This window comes from Caballeronia sp. LZ019, assembly GCF_031450825.1.
GTDB lineage: Bacteria > Pseudomonadota > Gammaproteobacteria > Burkholderiales > Burkholderiaceae > Caballeronia.
Window position 1 is genome coordinate 129,060 of record NZ_JARTVZ010000004.1, and the last position, 24,143, is coordinate 153,202.

Consider the following 24,143-nt stretch of genomic DNA (forward strand, 5'->3'; position numbering starts at 1 on the left):
AGGACGAAGCGCGTGACGATGCATCCCGCGCATGTAGCTATGCAAAGCAACGGCCGGTGCAAAAGCATCGCTGAAAAGATCGGTTTGGGATGCCCGCCTGCACGCCGAAGATAGCGCTTCCTCTCCCGCATGACCCGCCCATGTCAGCCCATCCCGTCATCGACGCTTCGCCTGTGCGTCAAGGCCGCGCGAGCTTGCGCGTATTCGCGCCGCGCCGCGCCGGCCGCCGGCCCGCCGTCTCGCGCAAGGAACTGACGCGCCTGATCTTTCCCGCGCTCGTGCTCGCCGCATGGCAGGCAGCTTCGTCGGCCGGATGGATCGATCCGCGCGTGCTCGAAGCGCCGCTCGATGTCGCCGCCGCGCTCGTCGATCTCGCGCGCAGCGGCGTGTTGCTGGACAGCCTGCTCGCGTCGCTGCAACGCGCGGTCATCGGCTTCGTGATCGGCGGCGGCATCGGGCTGCTGCTCGGACTGATCGCGGGGCTGTCGCGCGCGGGCGAGCGCACCTACGACGCGCTCCTGCAAATGTTGCGCATGGTGCCGTTTCTCGCGCTGATCCCGCTGTTCGTGATCTGGTTCGGCGTTGACGAGAAGCCGAAGATTCTGCTGATCGCCGTGGCGTGCATCTTTCCGGTGTATCTCAACACGTTCTCGGGCGTGCGCAACGTTGACGCGAAGCTCGTCGAGGCCGCGCAGGTTTTCGGCATGTCGCGCACGGCCATCGCGATGCGCATCGTGCTGCCGCTCGCGATGCCGTCGATTCTCGTCGGCGTCCGCTATGCAATGGGCACTGCGCTGCTCGCGCTCGTCGCGGCCGAGCAGGTCAACGCGACATCGGGCATCGGCTATCTCGCGCTGAATCCGCGCGCGGCGCTGCGCACCGACATCATTCTCGGCGTGGTGCTCGTGTACTCGCTGCTCGGCCTCACGATCGACGCGCTGCTGCGCGCCGCCGAACGTCTCGCGTTACCCTGGCATCGCACGTTGAATACGGAGCGCAGCCGATGAGCGACGACCTCGCCGTTTCCATCGCCCAAGGCACGAAGCGTTTCGGCGATCGCGTGATCTTCGGGAACCTCGACCTGCTAATCCGCCGCGGGGAGTTCGTCGCGCTGCTCGGCGCGTCCGGTTCCGGCAAGACGACGCTGCTGCGCACCTTGCTCGATCTCGATACGCTCGACAGCGGCGACGGCTTCGTTGCAACGCCGCGCGCCGCCGTGTTTCAGGAGCCGCGCCTCATTCCTTCCCAGCGCGTGTGGCAGAACGTGCTGATGGGCGTGCCGAGAACCGCGCGCGCCCGCGAACTCGCGCTGGCGACGCTGGCCGAAGTGGGCCTCACGCGTCATGCCGATGCGTGGCCGCAGACGCTGTCGGGCGGCGAGGCGCAGCGCGTCGCGCTCGCCCGCGCGCTGATCCGCGATCCGTCGCTGCTGCTGCTCGACGAACCGTTCGCCGCGCTCGATGCGCTCACGCGTCTGCGCATGCAGGACCTCGTACGCCAGCTCGTCGCGCGGCATGGTCCCGGCGTGCTGCTCGTCACGCATGACGTGGACGAAGCGTTGCGGCTCGCCGACCGCATCGTTGTGCTGCGCGAAGGACGCCTGACGCTCGATGTATCCGTGAACGGCGCCGCCGGTCATCGCGAAGCGGCGCACGTCGAAGGCGGCGCGCTGCGAGCGCGTCTCTATGCCGAACTCGGCGTGCCGCACGCCGTCGCCGCCTGATTTCCACTCATCTACTCGCCCGCCATGTCCATGATACGTCTTGGTTTCGCCGCCGCCTTGCTCGGCGCCACGCTCTTCGTTTCGCAGGCTTCGCATGCGGCGGAGACCGTGCTGCGCGTCGGCATCTTCCAAGATGTCACGCGCGAGGCCATCGAGGCCACCGATTTCCTGGAGGGCACCCCATACCGGATCGAATGGGCCCGTCTCAACGGCGCGGGGCCGACGGTGCAGGCGCTCGGCGGCAACGCCATCGACATTAGCTGGGGCCTGAGCGACACGGCCGCGCCCAAGGCGTCGTCCGAAGATCGCCGCAACTGGAGCGCGGGCAACGCGCCGATCAAGCTGATCGGGCTGCTCGCGCCGGTCGACAGCACGCACTATTCGCCGAGTCTCGTGATCGCGAGCAAAGCGTCGGGCGTGACGAAGCTCGCGGACTTGCGCGGCAAGACCTACGCGTTCAACGAAGGCGGCAATGCGAACGCGGTCGGCCTGCTCGCGCTCGACAAGGCGGGCATGAGCCTGAAGGACGTGAAGCTGCGCCTGCTCACCTACGATGCAACCGCGCCCGCTGTCGTCGCAGGCGCGGTCGATGCGGCCCCCGCCACGCGTTCGCGCGTCGCCGATGCGCTCGCGACCGGCGCCGTGCGCGAACTGGCAACCGAGAACGAAGTGGGCTTTACGGGCTTCGTGTCGGTGACGGCGCGCACGGCGGCGCTGAAGGATCCTCAACTGGATGCCGCCATCGGCGACTTCATGACCCGTCTCGCGCGCTATCTCAACTGGGCCGCTACGCACGACGCCGAGACAGCCGCCGCCTATGTCAAAACGCAGCAACTCACGCAGGAGCAGGCGCTTTTTGCCGCGAAGAGCGGGGCGTACCGGCTCGTGCCCGTCAACGCCGATGGCGCGCCCTTCAAGGCCGAAGTCGCGGCCACGCGCAAGCTCGGCGATATCGGGTTCTATCCGCGCCCGGTGGACTTTTCCACCGTCGTCGATGACCGGTACACCGCGCGGATCGAAGCGGGCAATCGCTGACAAGCCACGGAGCACATCATGAGCGCAGGATTCGACAATCGCGTGTTCTGGGTAACGGGCGCGTTTGGCGCGCTGGGCGCGGCCACGGTGACACGGCTCGCGGATGCGGGAGCGCGCGTCGTCGCCTCGTCGCGCCATGTCGATGCCGCGCGTTTCGCCGATTGGCCCCTCGTTACGCCGATCGCCGTCGATGTTGCCGACGAACGCAGCGTGCGCTCGGCTCTCGCGCAGATCGAATCGCGCTTCGAGCATATCGACGGCCTCGTGACGAGCACGAACGTCGCCGCGTTCGGCGACTTCCTCGAACTCACGGACGAGGACTGGCAGCGCGTGATCGACGCCAAGCTGCTCGGCACCGTGCGGCCGATCCGCGCCGTGCTGCCCCGCCTGATCGCGCAACGACGCGGCGCGGTCGTCGTGATATCGGGGCGCAGCGGCATTGCGCCGCCACCGAACCATTTTCCGGGCGCGAGCGTGAATGCCGCGCTCGACCTGCTCGTGCAGGGCCTCGGCCGCCAGTACGGGCCGCAGGGCGTGCGCTTCAATGCGGTCGCGCCGGGGCCGATCCGCTCGCCGCGTTTTGCCGCGATGGCGGCCGCTCAGGACGACGCCGAGCCCACGCGCCTTACCGCGCTCGACGGTCCCGGCACGCCGGACGACGTCGCGGCGGCGGTGGCCTATCTGCTGTCGGACGACGCGCGTTTCGTCACCGGCACGCGGCTCTATGTGGACGGCGGCGGACCGCCCTACGCGTGAGCCGTCTCTTTCATTCCAAATTCGAGGATCGATCGCCCATGTCCCGCTTCGTGTCTCCCGCGCAGTTGCGCACGCTGATTGCCCAACGCACCGAACTCGCCGTGCTCGATGTGCGCGAGGAGGGCGTCTCGGCGCGCCGCCGCCTGTTCTATTCGTCGGTCGCGCCGGTCGGACGGCTGGGCGTGCTGATCGGGCGGCTCGTGCCGCGTCGCGGTACGCCCGTCGTGCTCGTCGATACCCACGGCGAGCACGCGCCGCGCGCCGCCGCGCTGCTCGCGCGTTGGGGATACACGGTTGTCTCGATCCTCGCCGGCGGTATCGACGGATGGGCCGAAGCCGGCTTCGAAGTGTTCAGCGGCACCAACGTGCCGGGCAAGGCGTTCGGCGAACTGATCGAGCACCGGCTGCAAACGCCCAACATCGACGCGGAGACGCTTAAGGCGCGTCAGGATGCGGGCGACGATCTCGTCGTGCTCGACTCGCGGCCCTTCGGCGAATATCACACGATGAGCATTCCGGGCGGCGTCGATTGCGCGGGCGCCGAACTGGTGTATCGCGCGCTCACGGCGGCGCCGTCGCCGGATACGCTGATCGTCGTGAATTGCGCGGGCCGCACGCGCAGCATTCTCGGCGCGCAGTCGCTGATCAATGCGGGCGTGCCTAATCCGGTCGCCGCGCTGACGGGCGGATCGATGTCCTGGCTGCTCGCGGGCCTCGAACTCGACCACGGCGAATTGCGCACCGCGCCGCGTCCCGATGCCGCCGCGCTCGCCGCCGCGCGCGAACTCGCGGCGGCGGCGGCGCGCAAGGCGGACGTTTCCGTGATCGACGGCCAGACGCTCGCGGCGCTCGAGCGCGAAAGCGGCGAGCGCACGCTCTACCGGTTCGACGTGCGGGATCCGTTGGAATACGAGGCGGGGCATCCGGCGGGCTGGCGTTCGGCGCCCGGCGGCCAGCTCGTGCAGGCGACCGACGAATACATCGGCACGCTGCATGCCCGCGTCGTGCTGCGCGACGACGACGGCGTGCGTGCGCGCATGACGGCGTCGTGGCTAAGGCAACTCGGCTATCTGGATGTCCGCGTGCTCGACGATGCCGCGAGCGCCGCGCTCGTGCAGGACGCCTATGAAGCCGGTCCGGAGCCGCTGCGCGTGCGGCCGCACGGCGCGCGCACGGAATGGATCGAAGCCGACCGGCTCGCGAGCGCGCTCGAAGCAGGGCAGGCCGAGGTCGTCGATATCGACAGCAGTCTTGCATTCCGGCGCGCGCATATCGCAGGCGCGCGCTTCATCGCGGCAAGCGAGCTGCATGCAAAGCTCGCCGACCTCGCCGACCTCGCGCCGGACCGGCAACTCGTGCTCGCCTCCGCCGACGGCGTGCTCGCGGCGCTCGTCGCCGCCGAACTGTCCGGGCAACGCGCGCATGTCGCGGCGCTCGCGGGCGGCACGAATCGCTGGATCGAGCTAGGGCTGCCGCGCGATAGCGGCGATGCCGGCAACCTCACCGGCGACGACGACGCGTGGTACAGCCCGTACCACGCGCGCGCCGAACGCGTGGCCGAGCAGATGAACGCCTATCTCGCGTGGGAATTGCAGCTCGTCGAACAGGTGGAGCGCGACGGAATCGCGTCGATCGATGTCATCGATTTCGGCACGGCGACCGCGAAGCGCAGCCGCGCGCACCTCGCGAGCCTCGCGGAGCGCGCAGCATGAGCGCGATCGCTCCCGCGTTCGACGGCGCGACGAGTCCCGCCGACATTCCGGGCAGCCCGCTTGCGGCCGCCTTCGCGCAGCCGCTGATGCTCGGCCTCTTCCTGCCGATACAGAACGGCGGCTGGTCCATCTCGACGCTGCCGCGCGGGACCGACTGGCGCTTCGACTACAACGCCCGTCTCACGAAGCAGGCGGAGGCGCTCGGCTTCGACCTCGTGTTCGGCCTCGCGCAATGGCTCGGCAAGAACGGCCACGGCGGCGCGCTCAAGTATCGCGAGCAATCGCTCGATGCGTTCATCGCGACGAGCGCGCTCGCCGCCATCACTGAGCGCATCCTGCTCGTCTCGACGGTGCATGTGCTCTATGGGCCGTGGCATCCGCTGCATCTGGCGAAGTTCGGCGCAACGCTCGACCACATTTCGAACGGACGCTGGGGCATCAATCTCGTGACCGGACACGTTGCGAGCGAATGGGCGATGTTCGGCCAGCCGATGATCGAACACGACGAACGCTATGCGCGCGCCGCGGAGTTCGTCGGCGTGCTGGACACGCTGTGGCGCAGCGACGCGAACCTCGATATCCGCACGCCGCGCTGGCGGCTCGACAACGCGTTCGTCAGCCCGCGTCCGCGCTTTCATCGTCCCGTGCTGGTGAACGCGACGGGTTCCGACGCAGGCATCGACTACGCGGTGCGGCATTCCGACCTCGTCTTCATCACGAGCCCGGCCGGCGCGGATTTCGCCGATGCGATCGGCGCGCTCCCGGCGCACACCGCGAAGATTCGCGAGGGCGCGGCGCGCGTTCGGCGGCGCGTGCGCACGCTCATCAACCCGACCATTGTGTGCCGGCCGACCGAGCGCGAGGCGCGCGCCTATCACGACGCGATCGTCGCGCACGCCGACGAAGGCGCGCTCGACGGTTTCGTCGGCATGCACGGACGCAGCGATGCGAAAGCGTGGGCGAAACACAAGCGCGAGCAGCGCATCCTCGGCGGCAACCTGCATCTGATTGGCTCGCCGGAACAGATCGTCGATCAGTTGATCGCGCTCAAGCGCGCCGGATGCGACGGCGTGCAACTCACCTTCTTCGACTTCGAACCGGACCTGCGCTATTTCGGCGAAGCGGTCCTGCCGCTGCTCGTCGAAGCCGGCTTGCGCGTGCCCGCGGCACCGGTTCAACCTTCCTTGCAGACAAGCTCATGACCCCGCCGCGTCAACTCCATCTGAACACGAACATCACCGCGCTCGGCCGTCACCCGGCGGGATGGCGCACGCTCGACAATCCGCGCTCGATCATCGACCTGAACTTCTTCAGGGAGATCGCCGCGATTGCCGAGCGCGGCAAGCTCGACGCGGTGTTCCTCTCCGACCTGCTCGCGCTGCGCAATCCTGCCGAAGGGCCGTCGCAGGCGCTGGAGCCGACGGTGCTGCTCACCGCGCTCGCGGGCGCGACGACGCATGTCGGGCTGATCGGCACTGCATCGACGACCTTCAACGATCCCTTCAACCTCGCGCGCCGCTTCGCCTCGGTCGATCATCTGAGCGGCGGGCGCGTCGCGTTCAACGCGGTGACGACCTACGACGCATCGGCGGCGGCCAATTTCAGCCACGATGTGCCGCTCTCGACGGACGAGCGATACGCGCGCGCCCAGGAATTCGTGGAGGTCGTGACGAAGCTCTGGGATAGCTGGGAGGACGACGCGTTCATCGCCGATCAGGAAACCGGACGATATGCCGACCCGTCGCGCGTGCATGCAATCGACCATCGCGGCACGTACTTCTCCGTGCGCGGGCCGCTTACCGTGCCGCGCAGCCCGCAGGGCCGCCCGGTGCTCGTGCAGGCGGGATCGTCCGAAGGCGGGCGCGCGCTCGCTGCCCGTTTCGCCGATGCCGTGTTCACCGCGCAAACTACGCTGCCGACCGCGCAGGCGTTCTACGCGGAGATGAAGGAGCGCGTGCGGCGGCACGGCCGCAATCCCGATCACTTTCTGCTGCTGCCGGGGCTGTATCCGGTCATTGGCGGAACGGAAGCCGAAGCCCGCCGGCGCAAGGCCGAACTCGACGCGCTGCTCGATACCGATCGCGAAGTCGGGCGGCTTGCCGGCGCGCTCGGCCTCGCGCCGGACGACCTTCGCATCGATGCGCCGCTGCCTTATGAACTCATCGCGAAGACGGCGCGCTCCGACATTTCGCGCGGTTTCGTCGATTCGACCGTGGCGCTCGCGAAGAGCGAGAACCTCACGGTGCGCGACCTGCTGGATCGCAATCCGGGCGCGCACCGGATCATCGTCGGCACGCCTGAGCAAATTGCCGACGACATCGCGCAATGGTTCCACGAGCGCGGCGCGGACGGCTTCAATCTGAACGCGGACGTGTTTCCCTCGGGTCTCGCGGCGTTCGTCGATCATATCGTGCCGATCCTGCAACGCAAAGGCATCTTCCGGCGCGACTACGAAAGCGCGACGCTGCGCGGCCATTTCGGGCTGCCGCGTCCGGACAGCCAATACGCGCGCCATGCGCATGCCGCCTGAGGACATCGCGTGAATTATCCATCACCAGCAGCAGTGGCTTGGGTCATCCGGTCCGATACCGAAGCCGTCGAAGCGGCGCGGCGTCTTGCGCGCCTGTTCGAAGCGGATGCATCGCGGCGCGATCGCGAACGCCGGCTGCCCTACGCCGAAATCGACGCGTTCACCGCGTCCGGCCTGTGGGGAATCAGCGTGCCGCGCGCATTCGGCGGCGCGGACCTGCCGCTTCGCGCCATCGTGGATGTCTTCGACATCGTCTCGGCGGCGGACCCGTCGCTCGGGCAGATTCCGCAGAACCATTTCGCGACGCTCGAGCGCCTCCGGCACGACGGCACGCCGAGCCAGCAGGACTTTTTCTTTTCGCGCGCGCTCGCCGGCGAGCGGTTCGGCAACGCGACCGCCGAACCGGGCGACCGTCTTCCGTCCGAGCACGAGACGCGGGTTCGGCGCGCCGGCGGCAAGTTTCTGCTTTCGGGCCGCAAGGTCTATTCGACCGGCGCGTTGTTCGCTCACTGGATACCGGTAGCCGCGCGCGACGACGACGGCTTGCCGGTGACCGCATTCGTCGCCCGGCACGCACCCGGCGTCGAGGTGATCGACGACTGGTCGGGTTTCGGCCAGCGCACCACGGCGAGCGGTCAGGTTCGCCTCGACGACGTTGAACTGGACGGCTTGCAGATCGTGGAACGGGGGAGGCGCGAAGGGATCGATGCGGCCAACGCGGTTTCGCAATTGATTCACGCGGCGATCGATCTGGGCATCGGACGCGGCGCGCTCGACGACACGCAACGTTTGCTGCGCACGCTCGCGCACCCGGCTCGCGGCAGCGGCGTGCAGCAGGCGAGCGCCGATGCGTACACGTTGCGCGACATCGGCGCGCTGACCGTCGATCTTCACGCGGCACAGGCGCTGTCATGGCGTGCCGCCGACCTGATCGATGCCGCGCGCGCCGTCGATGCATCGCGCCCGGACGTCGCCGCCGCCATCGTCGCGACGGCCGAGGCGAAGATACTGACGACGCGCTTCGCGCTCGAAGCATCGAGCAAACTGTTCGAACTGGCGGGCACGCAATCGACGCTCGAAGCGCACAACCTGGATCGTCACTGGCGCAACGCGCGCACGCACACGCTGCACGACAGCGTGCGCTGGAAGTATCACGCGGTCGGGCAGTATGCGCTGAACGGGCTGTTGTGTGACCCGTTCACTTACGCGCATCCGTACACAAATCTAAGTTCGGATGACGAATGATATGGCGGTCGCGATGAACTCAAAGGTCCGAGACGGCCGCTTCGCCGATCCGGAACGCCGCGAGTTCATCCGCCGCGCATTGGCCGATGAGACCCGTCTCCCATTCGAGATACGCCCGCGCCGCGTCGAGATTGCCGTCGTGGCGGTCGTGCACGAAGAACAGGAAATCGATGCGATCGGGCGGCGGAAGCTGAACCGCCGCGCGATCGACCGCGAACCCGGCGCGCTCCCAATCATCGGTGAAAGGCGCGGCCAGCGTCACGCGCGCATGGCCGGCTTCACGCAAGTCGCGCGCGACGAGCCGCGCCTGGGCCAGCGTAGCGTCGTCGGCGATGAGGACGAGCGGCGTATCGCGATCGGCCCTGCGTGCGCGCAGCGTCTCGAAGACGCGCGCGCGCGTCGTCCAGACGGAACCGGCGGGGCGCGACATCTGATGCGCCTCGCTAGAACGCAGATCGAGCACCACGGCATGCGGATCGGGCGGCGCGTCGTCGCTGGTTTCGGTGATGAACGGGTCGTCCGGACGCTGCAACCCGCGCAAGCCCGACACGAACGCCGCGTTGACGGTCGCCGTCTCGTAGCCCGCTTGCACGAGCCAGTGCGCGACGACCGGCGCGCGGATGCCGTCGTGGTCCACGAGCAGAATGCGCGCGTGACGCACGGCCACGCGTTGGTCCGTCGCCTGGATGAGCTGGCCGCCCGGCGCGTGGCGCGCGAACGCGAAGCCGTCGCGGGCGTGCTCGTCGGCGGTGCGCACATCGAACAGGTAGGTGGTGCGCGACGGGTCGTCGAGCCACGCTTGCGCGCTGGCTTCATCGAGCGCCGCCACGCCGAATCGCTCGGCCAGCGCCTGTGCGCGCGAACGGGCCGTGTCGCGTTCGGGTGTAGTGAGCGGCGGAAGAGGCATAGCTGCGCGTGCTGCCGCGTTCCAGCGCGAAGCCTGCGAGCGCCCATCCCTGCGTGCCATTCTCGAGCGCGAAAACCTCGCGGCGGATGCCCAGATTGCGCAGCGTCTGCGCCCCGATGATGCTGCGCGTGCGTCCGGCGCAATGAACGACGATGGTGGTGTCGGGCAGTCCGGCGAACGCGTCGACGTAGGCCGGCAACTCGCCGTTCGGCACGCACACCGCGCCCGGAACGGCCATCTTGCGATGCTCCTCGCGGGTGCGGCCGTCGATCACGGTGAGCGGGCATCCGCCGGGTTCGGCGCGCCACCGGTTCAATCGCGATGCGCTCACGTGCGGCGTGTCGTAAGCCTGCTCGACCAGTTCGCCGAAGGTCTTCGACGGCACGTTGACGCCGCGAAAGAGCGTATAGCCCGCGCGTTGCCACGCGGGCGCGCCGCCATCGAGGATCGTGAGATCGTCGTAGCCGAGTTCGCGCAGACGCGCGGCCGCGCGCCACGCGACAGGCGCGTGATCGATGCCGTCGCCTGTGGGCTGCGTGCCGTCATCGAGCAGAACGATGCGCACGCTCTTTCGCGGCAGCAGTGGCGGCGCGTCGAGTTCGAGGCGGCTGAACGGCAGCGGGATCGCAAAGAACGGATGGCCCTCGCCGAACTGGCCGGCTTCCCTTACGTCGAGCAGGGCGAGTTCGCGGCCATCGTTAAGCCAGGCGCGCAGCGTGGGCGCGTCGATGGCGCGGAAGGAGTCGATGCGAAAGGGCATGGGTCGGGTCAGGTGCAAGTGAGACGAAACGCGCGGCGCAGGTCGTCGATGAGATCGGCGGCGTCTTCGAGGCCGACATGCAGGCGCACGACGGGCGCGTCGCCGGAAAAGTAGCTATGCGGGCGAAGGCGCGATGGGGGCGCCAGTAGAGCGAGACTTTCGTAGCCGCCCCACGATGCGCCGAGCGAAAACAGTTGCAGCGAATCGATGAACCGGCCCGCACGCGCGATATCGCCATCCGCGAAGGCGAACGACACGAGGCCGTTCGCGCCGGAGAAGTCGCGTCGCCAGAGCGCATGGCCGGGATCGTCCGGCAGCGCCGGATGAAACACGCGGGCGACCGCGCGCTCCTGTTGCAGGAACCGCGCGACCTCCAGTGCATTCTGCGCGTGGCGGGCGAGCCGCACGCCGAGCGTGCGGATGCCGCGCAGCGCGAGATACGCATCGTCCGCGCCGACGGCGAGGCCGAGCGCCTCGTGCGTATCGCGAAAACGCAGCGCGAGCCCGGGATCATTGGTGCTGATCGCGCCTTGCATGAGATCCGAGTGACCGCCGATGTACTTGGTCGATGCCTGCACGGACACGTGCGCGCCGTGCGCGAGCGGTTGATGCAGCCATCCGGCGCTCCAGGTGTTGTCGGCGGCGAGAATGAGTCCGTGTTGCTCGGCGAACGCGCCCAGCGCGGGCAGGTCGGCGATCTCATACAGGAACGAACCGGGTGATTCGACGTAGACGAGACGCGTGGCCGGACGCAGCGCATGCGCCGGCACGCCGTCTTTCGCGGCGAAGTAGGTCACGTTGACCCCGAGCCGCGCGAGCAGCGGTTCGAGCCGCTCGCGCACGGGGCCATAGACGCTGTCCTGAATCAGCGCATGGTCGCCGGGGGAGAGCAGCGACAGGAACGCGAGCGTGATCGCCGCCATGCCCGATGGCGCGAGCAGTGTATGATCCGCGCCTTCGAGTTCGCCGATCGCCGCTTCCAGCGCGCGATGCGTCGCGGTTCCGTGACGGCCGTAGGTCGCGACATTCTCGCCGTCGTGCCGCAGCCGATGCAGCCGTTCGTAGTCCGCGCCCGACGCGAAGCGCACCGTGCTCGTGCGCACGACCGGGACGTTGACCGGGGCGGCGCCGCTATCGTCGAATGCGCCGAGACCCGCGTGCAGCAAGCGCGTCGACAAGGCGTGAGCGCGCGCGGTCATCAGCCGACCGCCTGAGTCTGCCGATGCAGATGCGTCGCGTTGTAGCGCACGATGCGTCCGTCTTCGAAACCCAGCCGCCCTGAAAGCGTTTCGAGCGGGCGTCCGTACAGATGAAAGTGCAGCGTCGGCGCTTCGCCCGTCACGTGGATGCTGTGGATATCGTCGGGCAGGAAGGCGATCGGCGTGCCCGGCTGGACCAGCACCTCATGGTCGGGTTCGAGCGTCGCGCGATCGTCGTCGCTGCGGTCGTCGGTGCGGCGATACACGCGGTTCAACTCGCTGCCCTCGACCGCGACGATCACGGCCCAGGTGTCGTGGTTATGCGGAATCGTCGTCTTGCCCGGCAGAAGAGAATTCAGATACAACGCAATGCCGTCGGCGCCGGGATTGAGACGATAACGCGTGGACGTGTCCCCGCTCGCGGGGTCCGGCGGAGGAAAGTCCGCGCGCGAAAAAAGCGCGGGGCGGGCGGCGAGCGCCTGCAATGCATCGGCGATTTTGGCGAGCGCGTCGCGCGTGAGGCCATCGCGTTCGAGAATGGCCGCGCTGGAAGCGATCAATGCATCGACGTGTTGTGTTCGTTCGCGGGCGACGGAGTGGACAGGATCGGTCACGATGAAGTGGAGACGAGAGAAAGGGAAGACGCGTCGGATGAGCGCGAGCGCGTGCGTCGCACCCGGCCGGAGGCGCCGTCGAGAAAGCGCCGCGTGCGTTCGTCGCGCGGCGCATGAAAAAGTTGTTGGGGCGAGCCTTCCTCGACGACGACCCCGCCTTCGGTGAACACGACGCGGTCGCTGATGTCCTCCGCAAAGCGCATTTCGTGCGTGACGAGCACGCAGGTGAGGCCGTCGTCGACGAGCTGACCGATGACATTGAGCACTTCGCCGACGGTCTGAGGATCGAGCGCGGAGGTCACTTCGTCGAAGAGAATGAGTTCGGGCTGCATGGCGAGCGCCCGCGCAATGGCGACGCGCTGTTGCTGTCCGCCCGAAAGCTCGCCGGGATAGGCGTGCGCCTTGCCGGCGAGTTTCACCTTCGCGAGCAGCGCATGGGCCTCATGCTCGGCCTCGGCGCGGCTCATCCCGAGCACGCGCACCGGTGCGATGACGAGGTTCTGCAGCGCCGTCAGATGCGGAAACAGGTTGTATTGCTGAAACACGAAGCCGATGCGCTTGCGCAACGCGATGCGCTCTTCGTCCTTCGTGAGCGCCGTCACGTCGATGCCGTCGACACGAACTTCGCCGCGCTGAGGCGCGGTCAGCCCGTTGATGCAGCGCAGGATGGTGGACTTGCCCGACCCCGACGGCCCGATGATCGACACCGCCTGATTGCGGCGCACGTCCAGATCGATGCCGCGCAGCACGGCTGTCTCGCCATAGGACAAGTGGACATCGCGCAAGCGGACGGACACGTGAGGCGCGGGGTGCGCTTCGGCATCGGTATCGGCATCGGCTGCGCGGCCATCGATGAGCGTCATCATGCGATGCGCAAGGTCGCGGAGCAGGGAAAACGCGTCATGCCTTCGCCTCTCGATCGGAGCATTGGGAACGAGCCATTCTAGGAATGGAGCGGCGCATTTCGAACCAAGCATTCGTCACAACCATATATGCGCGGACGACGGCGCGCGGCGTGTTTTGCATCGCGCATGCTTTGCATAGCAAAACAGATTGGTTTTCAGCGGCACGGGGCTCGCCTACGCTAGCGTTCCTCCAAACACATGAATATCGAGGCGCCGATGCGATTCACGGTCAAGGCCTATACAGCGGTGCGGCGTGCGATGACGGCGAGCGCGCTGGTTGCCGCGGGCATCGGCGCGGCTCACGCAGATGCAACGCTCGACAAGATCAATGCGCGCCACGAACTCGTCGTCGGCGTGATGATCACGGGCGGGCCCTTCGGCTCCATCGATCCGGCCACGCAGAAGCTGCGCGGCGTCAACGTGGATATCGCGGAGGAACTGGCGAAGCGCCTGAACGTCGATGTGCAACTGGTGTCGGTTCAGCCATCGACGCGCGTGCAGTTCCTGCAGCAGGGCAAGGTGGATATTCTCGTGGCGAACATGGAGTACACCGAGCAGCGCAACGAGATCCTCGATCACGTGCCGACGCCTTACTACCAGGTCGGCGGCACGGCCATCACGTCATCGACGAGCGGCATCGCGCGATGGGAAGACTTGCGCGGCAAGCAGGTCTGCATCTCGCAGGGCAGCAGCTATATCAAGCCGGTCATCGAGCGTTTCGGCGCGGTTCCGCGCGCGTTTCCGAGCGCGGCGGAGTCGCTGCTCGCGTTGAAGGGCGGCAATTGCGTGGCGGCCGTTCATGACGCGGCGCCGCTGCTGTATCCGCTCGTCGCGCGCGATCCGGAATGGCGCGGCTATCGCACGCTGCAGCCGGAGCTGATTCCGTCGCCATCGGTCATCTGGGCGCGGCAGGGCGAGAAGGATACGGTCGCGAAGCTCGGTCCCATCGTGCGGGACTGGCATCGTACGGGCTGGCTCATCGGCGTGGAGGCCAAGAACGGCCTGACGCCGCCGTCGCCCGCGCTCGCCGAGTGGCACGCGAAATATGCGTCGAGCACGGTATCGTCGAAATGAGCGTGCATGAGCTGATCGAACGGGTCGCGCGCGCCGGCTTCGATTACCGTTTCCTGTTCGACCACTACGATCGCACTTCGTACATCGAAGGGATGGCGATGAGCGCGGGCATCGTCGCCTGCACGTTGGCAGGGAGCGCGCTGGCCGGCGTCGTCCTGCTCGGCGGACTGCGCTCGCGGTACGCGCTCGTCGCAGGCGCGACGCGCGGCGTGATCGAGCTCACGCGCAACACGCCCGCCATCGTTCAGCTTTACTGCGCGTTCCTCGTGCTCAACACGCTCATTACCCAGCAGCTTCAGGCGCATGGCGCGCGCAATCCGCTCGCGCCGTTCTTCTGGGTCGTGCTCGTGCTGTCGGTCAACAAGGGCGCGTTCCATGCGGAAGCCCTGCGCGCGGGCTTCGAAGCGGTGCCGCGCGAAACGCTCGACGGCGCGCAATCGCTCGGCTTCTCGCGTTCCGCGCGGTTCTGGAGCATCGAGTTGCCGCTGGCCTTCAGGACGGCGCTGCCGGCGCTCACCAATAACGCCGTGGAGCTCGTGAAGGCATCGGCGATTGCGTCGGCGATCGCGGTCGGCGACATCACCTATCAGTCGATCATGATCTGGACGCAGCGCGACAACGTGCTCGCGCTGATGCTCCTGATCCTCGCGTTCTTCTACGCGTTGACCGCGCTCGTGACCGTGACCAGCCGATGGATCGAACGGCGGCTCGCGGTGCCCGGTTATGGCCAGCATTAGCCCGGCGGCGTCCACTTCCCGGACCGGCAGCTATGCGGCGGCGACCATCGCCGTCGCGCTCGCCGTGCTGTGGCTTCTCGCGCCGCGCGACATCGAACCCGCGCATCTGCTCGCGCTGTTCGCGCAGTGGCTGCCCGCGCTGCTGCGCGGGTTCGCCGTGAATGTATCGATGAGCGCCGGAGCCCTTGCGCTCGGCACGATCATCGGCTTGCTGATCGGCGCATCGGTGTCGAGGCAGGGCGTGGCCGGGCGGCTGGCGCGGCTGTGGGTGCAGGCGTTCCGCAACGCGCCGTGGCTCGTGCTGATCTTCTTCACCACCTATGCGTTGCCGTTCGAATTCCGCATCGGCGGACACGGCGTGCCGTTTCCGGACTGGCTGAAGGTGATCGTCGCGCTCGCCTTGCCCGCGAGCGCCAACGTGGCCGAAGTGTTCCGGGGCGCCGTGCAGTCGATTCCGCGAACGCAGTGGGATGCCGCCGGATCGCTCGCGATGTCGCGCAGGCAGATTCTGTGGTGGATCGTGTTGCCGCAATGCGTGCGCCGGATGCTGCCGCCGTGGATGAACGTGTATTCGATCATCACGATGGGCACGGCGCTGTCTTCGCTCGTCGGCATTCACGACGTACTCGATACCGCGCGGATCGCGAGCACGACGGTCGCGCACTCGAGCTTCACCGTGCTCATGTACATCGCCGCGCTGGCGTTGTTCTTCCTCTATTGCTATCCGGTCGGCCTGCTGACGCGTGCGCTGGAGCGGCGCTGGTCCGGGCCGGCGCGCTGATGTTCTTCCGGCATCGCCGGCCCTATCTCATCTAACACTTCGCACATGACTTTCGATTCGCCCCGCATCACCCGACGTCAGATCCTGCAATTGCTCCTGGCCAGTTCGGGTGCCGGCGCGTTGTCTTCTGCCCGAGCGGCGCAGGCGCTGGCGGCGCTGCCCGGCTCCGTGATCCGCGGCGGCACGCTCGTCGCCAACGTCGCGCCGGAACCGGGCGGTCTCGTTGCAGGGATCAACATATCGAGCCCGGCGGTCGTGATCTCGGCCAGCATCTTCGATGGCCTCGTGACCTACGACAGCGAGTATCGCCCGCAGCCGCAGCTCGCGGAATCGTGGCAGACATCGCCCGACGGCAAGTCGATCACCTTCAACCTGCGCAAGAACGTCAGGTGGCACGACGGCACGCCGTTCACTTCGGCGGACGTGCAGTATTCCATTCTGAACGTCGTCAAGAAGACGCATCCGCGCGGCGCTTCGAACCTCGCCAAGGTAACCGGCGTCGATACACCCGATCCGCATACGGTCGTCTTCCGTCTCAGCGGCCCGTCGCCTGTGTTGTGGGCGGTGCTCTTCGGCACCGAGACGCAGATCGTGCCGAAGCACTTGTACGACGGCACCGATCCGTTGACGAATCCGTACAACGTCAAGCCGGTCGGCACGGGCGCATTCGTCTTCAAGGAATGGGTGCGCGGCAGTCATGTGACGCTTCAGCGCAACCCCGATTACTGGGACAAGGGACGCTCGGGAAAGGACGACAAGCCTTACCTCGACCAGATCGTCTTCAAGATGATCCCCGACAGCGCGGCCCGCGCCGCGGCGCTCGAGACCGGCGAGATCGCTTTTGCGGCGAACAATCCTGTGCCGGAGAGCGATGTCGCGCGCCTTCGCAAGGACCCGCGGCTCGCGCTCGACACGGTGGGCTGGCAGGCTCCCGCGCCGATGTTCTTCTTCGACTTCAACTACAAGCGCAAGACTTTCGACGACATCCGCGTGCGCAAGGCGTTCGCGCATGCAATCGACCGGGCCGCGATGGCGCGCATCGTGTGGTTCAGACTCGCGGATGTCGCGCAAAGCTGCGTGCCGAGCTACCAGAAGCAGTTCTTCAAGCCGGGACTGCCGCAATACGCGTTCGACCCGAAGGAGGCCGAACGCCTGCTCGACGAAGCGGGCCTGAAGCGCGGGCCGGACGGCGTGCGGCTGCGCATCGATCACGTCACCGAAGTCGCTTACGGACAGGTGTACTTGCGGGCCGCCGAGATGATGCGCCAGCAGCTCAGAAACGTCGGCGTGGAAATGACGCTCGTCAATCTCGATCTGCCGAGCGTCATTCGCAAGCTCTATACGGAGCGCGACTTCGATACCGCGTCGATGTGGTATTCGGCGTATCCGGATCCGCAGATCGGCGTGACGCGGCGTTTCTGGAGCAAGAACATCAAGCAGGGCGTGCCGTCTAGCAATGCGTCGAGTTATTCGAATCCGCAGATGGACAAGATTATCGAAGGCATTCAGGAGGAGGGCGATGTAGCGAAACGGAAGGTGCTCATCGACCAGTTGCAGCAATTCGTGCAAACGGAAGTGCCATCGATCAATCTGCTCGAGCTCAAGTTCTTCGGCTTTTATTCCAGCAAGATTGCAGGGCTGCGCAAAGGTCCGATGCTCTTCTATTCGACGCTCGCGGATGCGTGGCTGCAAGCTTAGGCGTCAAATAAGTTTATGAAGTTTGCTTCGTTGCCTCGCATGTCATGGCGACCGTAAGCTTGTCGCTCTCTCGCGATGCCGCCCGCCTGTCCGCACGCTGCGCCGGACACGGCTGAAAGCCGCGCGCATCGCGTCTTCTGTCTGCTCGGGAATTCCATTCGATGAACGTAAAACGACCGGCGCTCGCACGCGCTTTGGCCTTAGTCATGGCGATCGCCTCGAGCGCGGCGATCACCGCCTGCAGCAAATCGGAGTCCGCAACATCCACGCACGCGGCCGCGAAACAACCGGCGACGGGCGGCGATCTCACCTGGGGCGTGACGACCGAGCCCGCTTGCTTCGATCCGCATCGCTCGTCGCAACAAAACTCGTTCTGGGTCATCCGCAATTACATCGATTCGCTCGTCTCGAAGCGCACCGACGGCACCTACGCGCCGTGGCTCGCGAAGTCGTGGAGCATCGCCGACGACGGCAAGAGCTACACGTTCACGCTGCGCGACGACGTGAAGTTCACCGACGGCACGCCGTTCAATGCGGACGCGGTGAAGGCCAACTTCGACTACATCCTGAAGAACGTCAGCACGACATCGGCGTCGGCGTCGCTGCTCGTCGCGTTCGATCGCGTCGAAGTGGTGTCGCCTTACGTCGCGAAGCTCGTGATGAAGCAGGCCGATTCCACGACGCTCGAATCGCTCTCGAGCGTGAAGCTCGGCTTCATCTCGCCGAAGGCGCTCGCCGAGAACAAGGACCTGTGCGGCGGAGGACCGGGCATCGTCGGGACCGGGCCGTTCGTGTTCAAGTCGTATCAGCGCGGACAGCAGGCGACCTTCGAGCGCAATCCTAATTATGGATGGGCGCCCGACAACGCCGCGCATCGCGGACCGGCCTATCTCGATCGCGTCACGTATCGGTTCTTGCCGGAGGCGGCCGTGCGAACCGGCGCGCTGAGTTCGGGGCAGGTCGATCTGATCGAAGGCGTCCAGCCGACCGACATCGCCGTGTTCGACAAGGTCGATGGCTTCCAGTACGTACACGGTCCGTCCGCGACGACATCGTTCACGCTGAACATCAACTACACGGTGCCGCCCGCCAACGACGTTCGCGTGCGGCGCGCGCTGCGCGACGGCTTCGACCTCGACGCCATCGTGAAGAGCGTGTATCTCGGCACGGTGCGGCGCGCGTGGTCGAACATCGGTCCGGACAATCCGGACTACGCGAAACAGCTCGCGGGTTCGTGGGGCAACAAGATCGCCGACGCGAACCGTCTGCTCGACGAAGCCGGATGGACCGCGCGCGACAAGGGCGGCTTTCGCACCAAGGACGGAAAGCGACTAACGATCGAAGTCGGGTATCCCCAGCCTTATGTCCGTGATAGCCGCGACGTGTTGATTCGTGCCGTGCAGTCTGCCTTGCGGCAGAACATCGGGCTCGATCTGAACCTGCGCATCACGACCGCGGGCGACTTCGCCAATCAGAAGGCGACCGGCGTGTGGTTCATCTATCCGAACACGGACAACCCGTCCGATGTCGCGATGGAACTGTGGGACATGCTCGGCGACAAGGGCTTCCTGTATAGCGCCATTCCTGCCTCCGACAAGAAGATCACCGGCGACATCGACCGCGCGCGCCTGATGCCGATCGGCGATGAACGGCGCAAGCTGCTCGGCGAGATTCAGGCGCGCGCCGTCGATCAGGCGTTCATCGTGCCGCTGTTCGCGCCGGTGTATCACCTCGCGTCGAAGTCGAACGTGCATGGCATCGGGTTCGAGCCGCAACTCGACGGCCCGGCGAGCGCTTACGACATCTGGATCGACAAACAGGGAGCGTGAGATGCGCAGACAGATCGCGACGCGCCTGATGACGGGATTGCTCGTGCTGTGGCTCGCGGCGTCGGTGGCTTTCGTCGCGATACACGCGCTGCCGGGACGCATCGAAGACGTGCTCGCGGGCGATCTCGCGTATCCCGGCTTGCGCGAGGCCATCGCCGCGCAATGGGGCCTCGATCACAGTCTGCCGTGGCAATACGGGCAATTCCTGCTGCGGCTCGCGCATGGCGACCTGGGCACGTCGTTCGTGATGCAGCAGCCGGTGCTCGACGTGCTGCGCAGCCAGCTTTGGCCGACGATGCAGCTCGCATTGTCTGCCGGCGCGCTCGCGCTCGTGCTCGCCATTCTGGTCGCGACGGTGACGGCGGGCGGGGAGGGCACGCGCGGGGCGTGGGGCGCGCTCGGCGCGCGATGCGCGTCGCTGATCGAACTCACGTTCACGTCGACGCCGGTGTTCTGGCTCGGCATGTTGCTGCTGATCGCGTTCTCCTTCCAGTTGCGGCTCTTTCCCGTATCGGGGGCGAACGGCTGGCGCGCGCTCGTCCTGCCCGCCGTGACGCTGGCGTTGCCGACCGCCGGGATTCTTTCGCAAGTGATGCGTGAATCGACCGAAGCGGCACTGGCGAAACCGTTCGTCACGACGATACGCGCGCGCGGCGTGTCCGAACTCGTCCTGCGCGCGCGTCATGTGCTGCGCCATGCGTTGCTGCCGGTCGTGACGCTCGGCGGCTGGCTGATTGGCAGCCTGCTCGGCGGCGCGGTCATCACTGAAAAGATGTTCGGCAGGCCGGGCATCGGCAGCGTGACGCTCAACGCGGTGACATCGCAAGACGTGCCGGTGGTGCTGGCCGTCGTGCTGCTCGCGGCGTTCGTGCATGTCGTCATTTCGACGTTGCTCGACATCGCCTATCTCTTCATCGATCCGAGGTTGCGCAGACAATGAGCACCGTTATACGTACCGCATTCGCTTCGCGCGGGCGCGCGCCGTTGCCCGCGGGCGTGATGATCGCCGTCGCGTTTCTCGTCGCGCTAGGCATCGCGATGGCTTTTCCACGCATCGTGACGCCGTTCGATCCGCTCGTGAGCGACGTCGCCGCGACGCTGCAGCCGCCGGACGCGCAGCACTGGTTCGGCACCGATCGCATCGGGCGCGACGTGCTTTCGCGCGTGATCCACGGCGGGCGCTATTCGTTGCTGATCGGGCTCGCGAGCATGATTGTGAGCCTCGCGATCGGGCTCGTCGTCGGCCTCTTTGCGGGCTTGTCGAACCGTCTCGCCGATGAAGCCGGGTCGCGCGTGTTCGACGTGCTCTCCGCGTTTCCGCCAATTTTGTTGTCGCTCTTCGTCGTGACCTTCTTCGGACAAGGCATCGTCAATATCGCCATTGCCGTGGGTATCGCGGGCATTCCGAAGTTCGGGCGTGTGCTGCGTTCGCAGGCGCTCGTCGTGCGCCGCGCGGATTATGTCACGCACGCGGTGAGCTTCGGTCTGTCACGTACGCAGATCTTCTGTCGCCATGTGCTGCCGAACGTGCTCGTCGCAGTGCCGGTCATCGCGACGATCGATATCGGCAGCGCGATCATCGCCGTGTCGGGACTGAGCTTTCTCGGGCTGGGTCCGCAACCGCCGACGCCCGAGTGGGGCGTGATGCTCGCCGAAGGACGCGACGTGTTGCGCGTCGCCTGGTGGCCGAGCGTGTTTCCGGGCATGGCGATCACGTTGACCGTCTTGTCGTTCGCGGTCATCGGACGCTTCCTGCAACGCAAGTTCGAGGTGCGCGCATGAAGACGCAGGCATTGGGGATGGATCGGCCGCTGGTCGAAATTTGCGGGCTGTCCATCGGTTTCGCGAATGCGAACGGCGGCGCGCCGCTCGTGCAAGGCGTCGATCTGACGATCCGTCCCGGCGAATGCGTCGCGCTCGTTGGCGAGTCCGGCTCGGGCAAGAGTCTCACGGCGCGCAGTCTGATCGGTCTCGCGGGGCGCGGGGCGCGGATCGGCGCGGAACGCTTCGAGATCGCCGGACGCGATGCGCTCGCGTTCACCGAGCGCGACTGGCGTAGCTTGCGTGGTCCGTTCGCCGGACTGGTGATGCAGGACGCGCTCGTCTCGCTCGATCCGCTGCGCACGATCGGCGCGGAGATCGAAGAAGTGCTCGCGCATCATCGCGTGCTGCGCTCGCGCGCCGGTCGTCGCGCGCGGGTGCACGACTTGATGACGGACGTCGGCATTCCCGAACCGGCGATGCGTGCCCGGCAATACGCGCACGAACTCTCGGGCGGCCTGCGGCAGCGCGCGCTGATCGCGTCGGCGATCGCGGCCGGCCCGGCGCTCGTCATCGCGGACGAACCGACCACCGCGCTCGATGTGACCGTGCAGGCGCAAGTGGTCGCGGTACTTGGCGAGCGTCTCGCCCAGGGCGTCGGCGTGTTGCTCATTAGCCATGATCTCGCGGTGGTCGCGGGCATCGCGGATCGCGTGCTCGTGATGCACGGCGGCAAGGTCGTCGACAGCGGCGCGACGCGCGACGTGCTGCAGCATCCGTCGCACGACTACACGCGGCAGTTGATGGCCGCGCAGCCATCGCTGGAGTCGCGGGGGCATCGGCTGAGTTCGGCGCGCATGGCGGTCACGACGCGCGGAGCCATGCCGGCGATCGTGCGCGATCCGCTGCCGCCTCGGGCTGCTCCGTCGGATCGCGTCGTGCTCGATGTCGGGGGCATCGGCAAGACCTTTGGACGGCGCGGCGGGGGGCGCGACGAACGCTTCACCGCGCTCGACGATGTGTCGTTTCAAGTGCGCCAGGGCGAAGTGCTCGGCATCATCGGCGAATCTGGATCGGGCAAGAGTACCTGCGGGAATATCGTGCTGGGGCTGCTCGAACCGGATCACGGGGCTGTGCGTTTTCTTGGGCGTGAATGGAACGGCGCCGGTGTCCGCGAGACGGCGCGTCGGGCGCTGCGCTCGCGCATTCAATATATCCCGCAGGATCCGTTGAGTTCATTCGATCCGCGGCATGCCGTGCGCGAATTGCTTGCCGAAGGGTTGCATTCGCGAGGTCTTTCCAAGGCGGGGGTGCTCGATCGCAGCGTCGAATTACTGGAGCAGGTCGGGCTGAGCGCGGCGTATCTGGACCGGCGGCCGGTGTCGCTTTCCGGCGGGCAGCGGCAGCGCGTGGCGATCGCGCGGGCGCTTGCGCCGGAGCCGGCGCTGATCGTCTGCGACGAGCCCGTTTCCGCGCTCGATGTTTATGTGCAGGCGCAGGTGCTCGATCTGCTGGTGTCCTTGCAAGCCCGGCTTGCGACCGCGCTGCTCTTCATCTCGCATGACCTCGGTGTCGTTGCGCATCTGTGCGATCGAGTGCTCGTCTTCAAGTCTGGGCGCGTCGTAGAGGAAGGCGACGTGGAGGGGGTGCTTGCGCATCCGCGGCACGCCTATACGCGATTGCTGAAGGCATCCGCACCGACTTTGTGGCAAAAGCACGGAGAAAGACGGGATGAAGCGGCGCCCCTTGCGCGAGAACTGATGCTTTGACGCGGGGCGTCATTCGTGGCGCGTGTCAGCCTGCGCATTTGCTATGCGCGCAGTCTTGTGCTTTGGGACCGCCACTTGAAGCGCGGCTTCAAGTACTGGTAGCCCGTCCATGTCGCCGAGTTCGGCGAGACTGCCGGACACGTATCGTCTGCTGCGCGTGGCGGTCAGCGATCAAGTGCTGCTTGCCGAACTAGGCGAGAGTGTTTTGCCGGAGGATTAGAGAGAAGGCGCGTCATGGGCGCAATCTGCCGGCAACGAATCGTTAGGGGGCGGATCAACGGCGTTGCCGATAGTCCCTAGTGCGGTGATGCCTTTCGCCTGCAACTGTATTCTCAACCCCGCACATGCGGATGTCGTCAATGTCACGATTCGAATGGTGATCGATGTCCGACATGATCCGTGCCTCTTGCGCATACTAACGCGTCCATGAGGGGTGACAGACGATGCAAATATCGATTGAGCAAGCCAAGACCATCTATCGCGAAGCGATCGACCTAAGGTCGCACGACGGCGAATCAGCGAGTGGGTGCGAAGCGGTGACGGCGGAGATTGAGCGGGTTGCTCGTGCGAGGACCGAGCGTGATGCCGCAGCGGTCATCGCGTGGTGGCATCACGACTCGTCTTTAGTGTCAGACACGCCTGCTGCCGCAGTCAGACGCATTCGTCGCGCTACGCGGGCGGTGAGGGGACCAACCTAACGCCACCGCCTAGACCCTGCGACAAATGATGAACATCTTTTCGATCGATGTTGCCTTAACCGCGACCAGGTACTGCTATCCATGAATGCCGAAAACTTTAGGGGGGCGCAGTCAGCCCGGCCGCGAGGTCCCAGAGTGATGATGCGCGCCGTGCGTTCCATCGCGCGGCGTCACGTCACGGGGTCGCATCCTGAGTGGAGTTGCAATTCACGCTGAGGTGCTTACACCAGTGCCGGATTTGTTCCTTCGAGCGCAATTTAGGAAGGCTGTTTTACAGCATCCACGTTAGGGTAGACGGACAAGCCGTTGGTCGCTCGTTGAAAATGCCACTAATCTCCAACGTTCGATCTTCATTCGTACCATTGATCCATTGATTCCTGAAATCGAATCTCGGACGGACGTTCCACCGT

The 24,143-nt window shown here is 66.5% G+C and carries 21 protein-coding genes; 16 read left to right on the plus strand and 5 right to left on the minus strand.

Annotated elements, in window-relative coordinates; translation table 11 throughout:
- The first annotated feature begins 140 nt into the window (after positions 1–140).
- From P9255_RS12385 to P9255_RS12420, 8 genes are read left to right on the plus strand one after another with little or no spacing between them, the layout of a single operon-like run.
- Positions 141–1,007 (plus strand): ABC transporter permease, encoded by an 867-nt coding sequence (locus tag P9255_RS12385; RefSeq protein ID WP_309766925.1) that lies wholly within the window; start codon positions 141–143, stop codon positions 1,005–1,007.
- Positions 1,004–1,723 carry an ABC transporter ATP-binding protein gene (locus tag P9255_RS12390; protein ID WP_309789624.1) on the plus strand — a complete coding sequence of 240 codons (720 nt, stop codon included), beginning with the start codon at positions 1,004–1,006 and terminating at the stop codon, positions 1,721–1,723. Before P9255_RS12385 ends, P9255_RS12390 begins: the two co-directional genes overlap by 4 nt.
- A gap of 24 nt (positions 1,724–1,747) precedes the next feature.
- Entirely contained in the window at positions 1,748–2,758 is a 1,011-nt protein-coding gene (locus tag P9255_RS12395) for an ABC transporter substrate-binding protein (RefSeq protein ID WP_309789625.1), read from the plus strand.
- An 18-nt stretch (positions 2,759–2,776) separates the two neighbouring features.
- Positions 2,777–3,514, plus strand: a complete 738-nt coding sequence (locus P9255_RS12400) for an SDR family oxidoreductase (RefSeq protein WP_309789626.1) — start codon at positions 2,777–2,779, stop codon at positions 3,512–3,514.
- A 38-nt stretch (positions 3,515–3,552) separates the two neighbouring features.
- Positions 3,553–5,226: a rhodanese-like domain-containing protein gene (locus tag P9255_RS12405; protein WP_309789628.1), complete on the plus strand. Its 1,674-nt coding sequence runs from the start codon at positions 3,553–3,555 to the stop codon at positions 5,224–5,226.
- Complete coding sequence (locus P9255_RS12410; RefSeq protein ID WP_309789629.1) at positions 5,223–6,428, plus strand: LLM class flavin-dependent oxidoreductase; 1,206 nt, start codon at positions 5,223–5,225, stop codon at positions 6,426–6,428. The genes P9255_RS12405 and P9255_RS12410 overlap by 4 nt, the downstream gene beginning before the upstream one ends.
- Positions 6,425–7,756, plus strand: coding sequence for an LLM class flavin-dependent oxidoreductase (locus P9255_RS12415; protein ID WP_309789630.1), 1,332 nt, complete (start codon positions 6,425–6,427; stop codon positions 7,754–7,756). The genes P9255_RS12410 and P9255_RS12415 overlap by 4 nt, the downstream gene beginning before the upstream one ends.
- Positions 7,757–7,789: 33 nt before the next feature.
- Complete coding sequence (locus tag P9255_RS12420; RefSeq protein ID WP_309789631.1) at positions 7,790–9,001, plus strand: SfnB family sulfur acquisition oxidoreductase; 1,212 nt, start codon at positions 7,790–7,792, stop codon at positions 8,999–9,001.
- 19 nt (positions 9,002–9,020) lie between these two features.
- Here P9255_RS12420 and P9255_RS12425 read toward each other — a convergent pair whose 3' ends face one another.
- The 5 genes from P9255_RS12425 to P9255_RS12445 are packed head-to-tail and all read right to left on the minus strand — an operon-like array spanning position 9,021 to position 13,344.
- On the minus strand, positions 9,021–9,908 hold the full coding sequence (locus P9255_RS12425) for a hypothetical protein (RefSeq protein ID WP_309789632.1): 888 nt from the start codon (positions 9,906–9,908) through the stop codon (positions 9,021–9,023).
- On the minus strand, positions 9,814–10,668 hold the full coding sequence (locus P9255_RS12430; RefSeq protein ID WP_309789633.1) for a rhodanese-like domain-containing protein: 855 nt from the start codon (positions 10,666–10,668) through the stop codon (positions 9,814–9,816). Before P9255_RS12430 ends, P9255_RS12425 begins: the two co-directional genes overlap by 95 nt.
- 8 nt (positions 10,669–10,676) lie before the next feature.
- Positions 10,677–11,867, minus strand: a complete 1,191-nt coding sequence (metC, locus tag P9255_RS12435) for a cystathionine beta-lyase (RefSeq protein WP_309789634.1) — start codon at positions 11,865–11,867, stop codon at positions 10,677–10,679.
- Positions 11,867–12,427, minus strand: a complete 561-nt coding sequence (locus P9255_RS12440; protein ID WP_309789787.1) for a cysteine dioxygenase — start codon at positions 12,425–12,427, stop codon at positions 11,867–11,869. Before P9255_RS12440 ends, metC begins: the two co-directional genes overlap by 1 nt.
- Positions 12,428–12,477: 50 nt before the next feature.
- Positions 12,478–13,344 carry an amino acid ABC transporter ATP-binding protein gene (locus tag P9255_RS12445; RefSeq protein ID WP_309789788.1) on the minus strand — a complete coding sequence of 289 codons (867 nt, stop codon included), beginning with the start codon at positions 13,342–13,344 and terminating at the stop codon, positions 12,478–12,480.
- Positions 13,345–13,602: 258 nt separating this feature from the next.
- Between P9255_RS12445 and P9255_RS12450 the strand changes: the two genes are divergently transcribed.
- From P9255_RS12450 to nikE, 8 genes are all read left to right on the plus strand, one after another.
- Positions 13,603–14,460, plus strand: a complete 858-nt coding sequence (locus P9255_RS12450; RefSeq protein ID WP_309789635.1) for a transporter substrate-binding domain-containing protein — start codon at positions 13,603–13,605, stop codon at positions 14,458–14,460.
- On the plus strand, positions 14,457–15,197 hold the full coding sequence (locus tag P9255_RS12455; RefSeq protein WP_309766909.1) for an ABC transporter permease subunit: 741 nt from the start codon (positions 14,457–14,459) through the stop codon (positions 15,195–15,197). The genes P9255_RS12450 and P9255_RS12455 overlap by 4 nt, the downstream gene beginning before the upstream one ends.
- A complete protein-coding gene (locus tag P9255_RS12460) occupies positions 15,184–15,978 on the plus strand; it encodes an amino acid ABC transporter permease (RefSeq protein WP_309789636.1) in 795 nt (264 codons plus the stop codon). The genes P9255_RS12455 and P9255_RS12460 overlap by 14 nt, the downstream gene beginning before the upstream one ends.
- 45 nt (positions 15,979–16,023) lie before the next feature.
- Complete coding sequence (locus tag P9255_RS12465; protein ID WP_309789637.1) at positions 16,024–17,676, plus strand: ABC transporter substrate-binding protein; 1,653 nt, start codon at positions 16,024–16,026, stop codon at positions 17,674–17,676.
- 206 nt (positions 17,677–17,882) lie between these two features.
- Positions 17,883–19,505: an ABC transporter substrate-binding protein gene (locus P9255_RS12470; RefSeq protein WP_309789638.1), complete on the plus strand. Its 1,623-nt coding sequence runs from the start codon at positions 17,883–17,885 to the stop codon at positions 19,503–19,505.
- A 1-nt stretch (position 19,506) separates the two neighbouring features.
- Positions 19,507–20,445 carry an ABC transporter permease gene (locus tag P9255_RS12475; protein ID WP_309789639.1) on the plus strand — a complete coding sequence of 313 codons (939 nt, stop codon included), beginning with the start codon at positions 19,507–19,509 and terminating at the stop codon, positions 20,443–20,445.
- Positions 20,442–21,287: an ABC transporter permease gene (locus P9255_RS12480; protein WP_309766899.1), complete on the plus strand. Its 846-nt coding sequence runs from the start codon at positions 20,442–20,444 to the stop codon at positions 21,285–21,287. Before P9255_RS12475 ends, P9255_RS12480 begins: the two co-directional genes overlap by 4 nt.
- Entirely contained in the window at positions 21,284–23,035 is a 1,752-nt protein-coding gene (nikE, locus tag P9255_RS12485; protein ID WP_309789640.1) for an ABC transporter ATP-binding protein, read from the plus strand. The genes P9255_RS12480 and nikE overlap by 4 nt, the downstream gene beginning before the upstream one ends.
- The last annotated feature ends 1,108 nt before the right edge of the window (positions 23,036–24,143 follow it).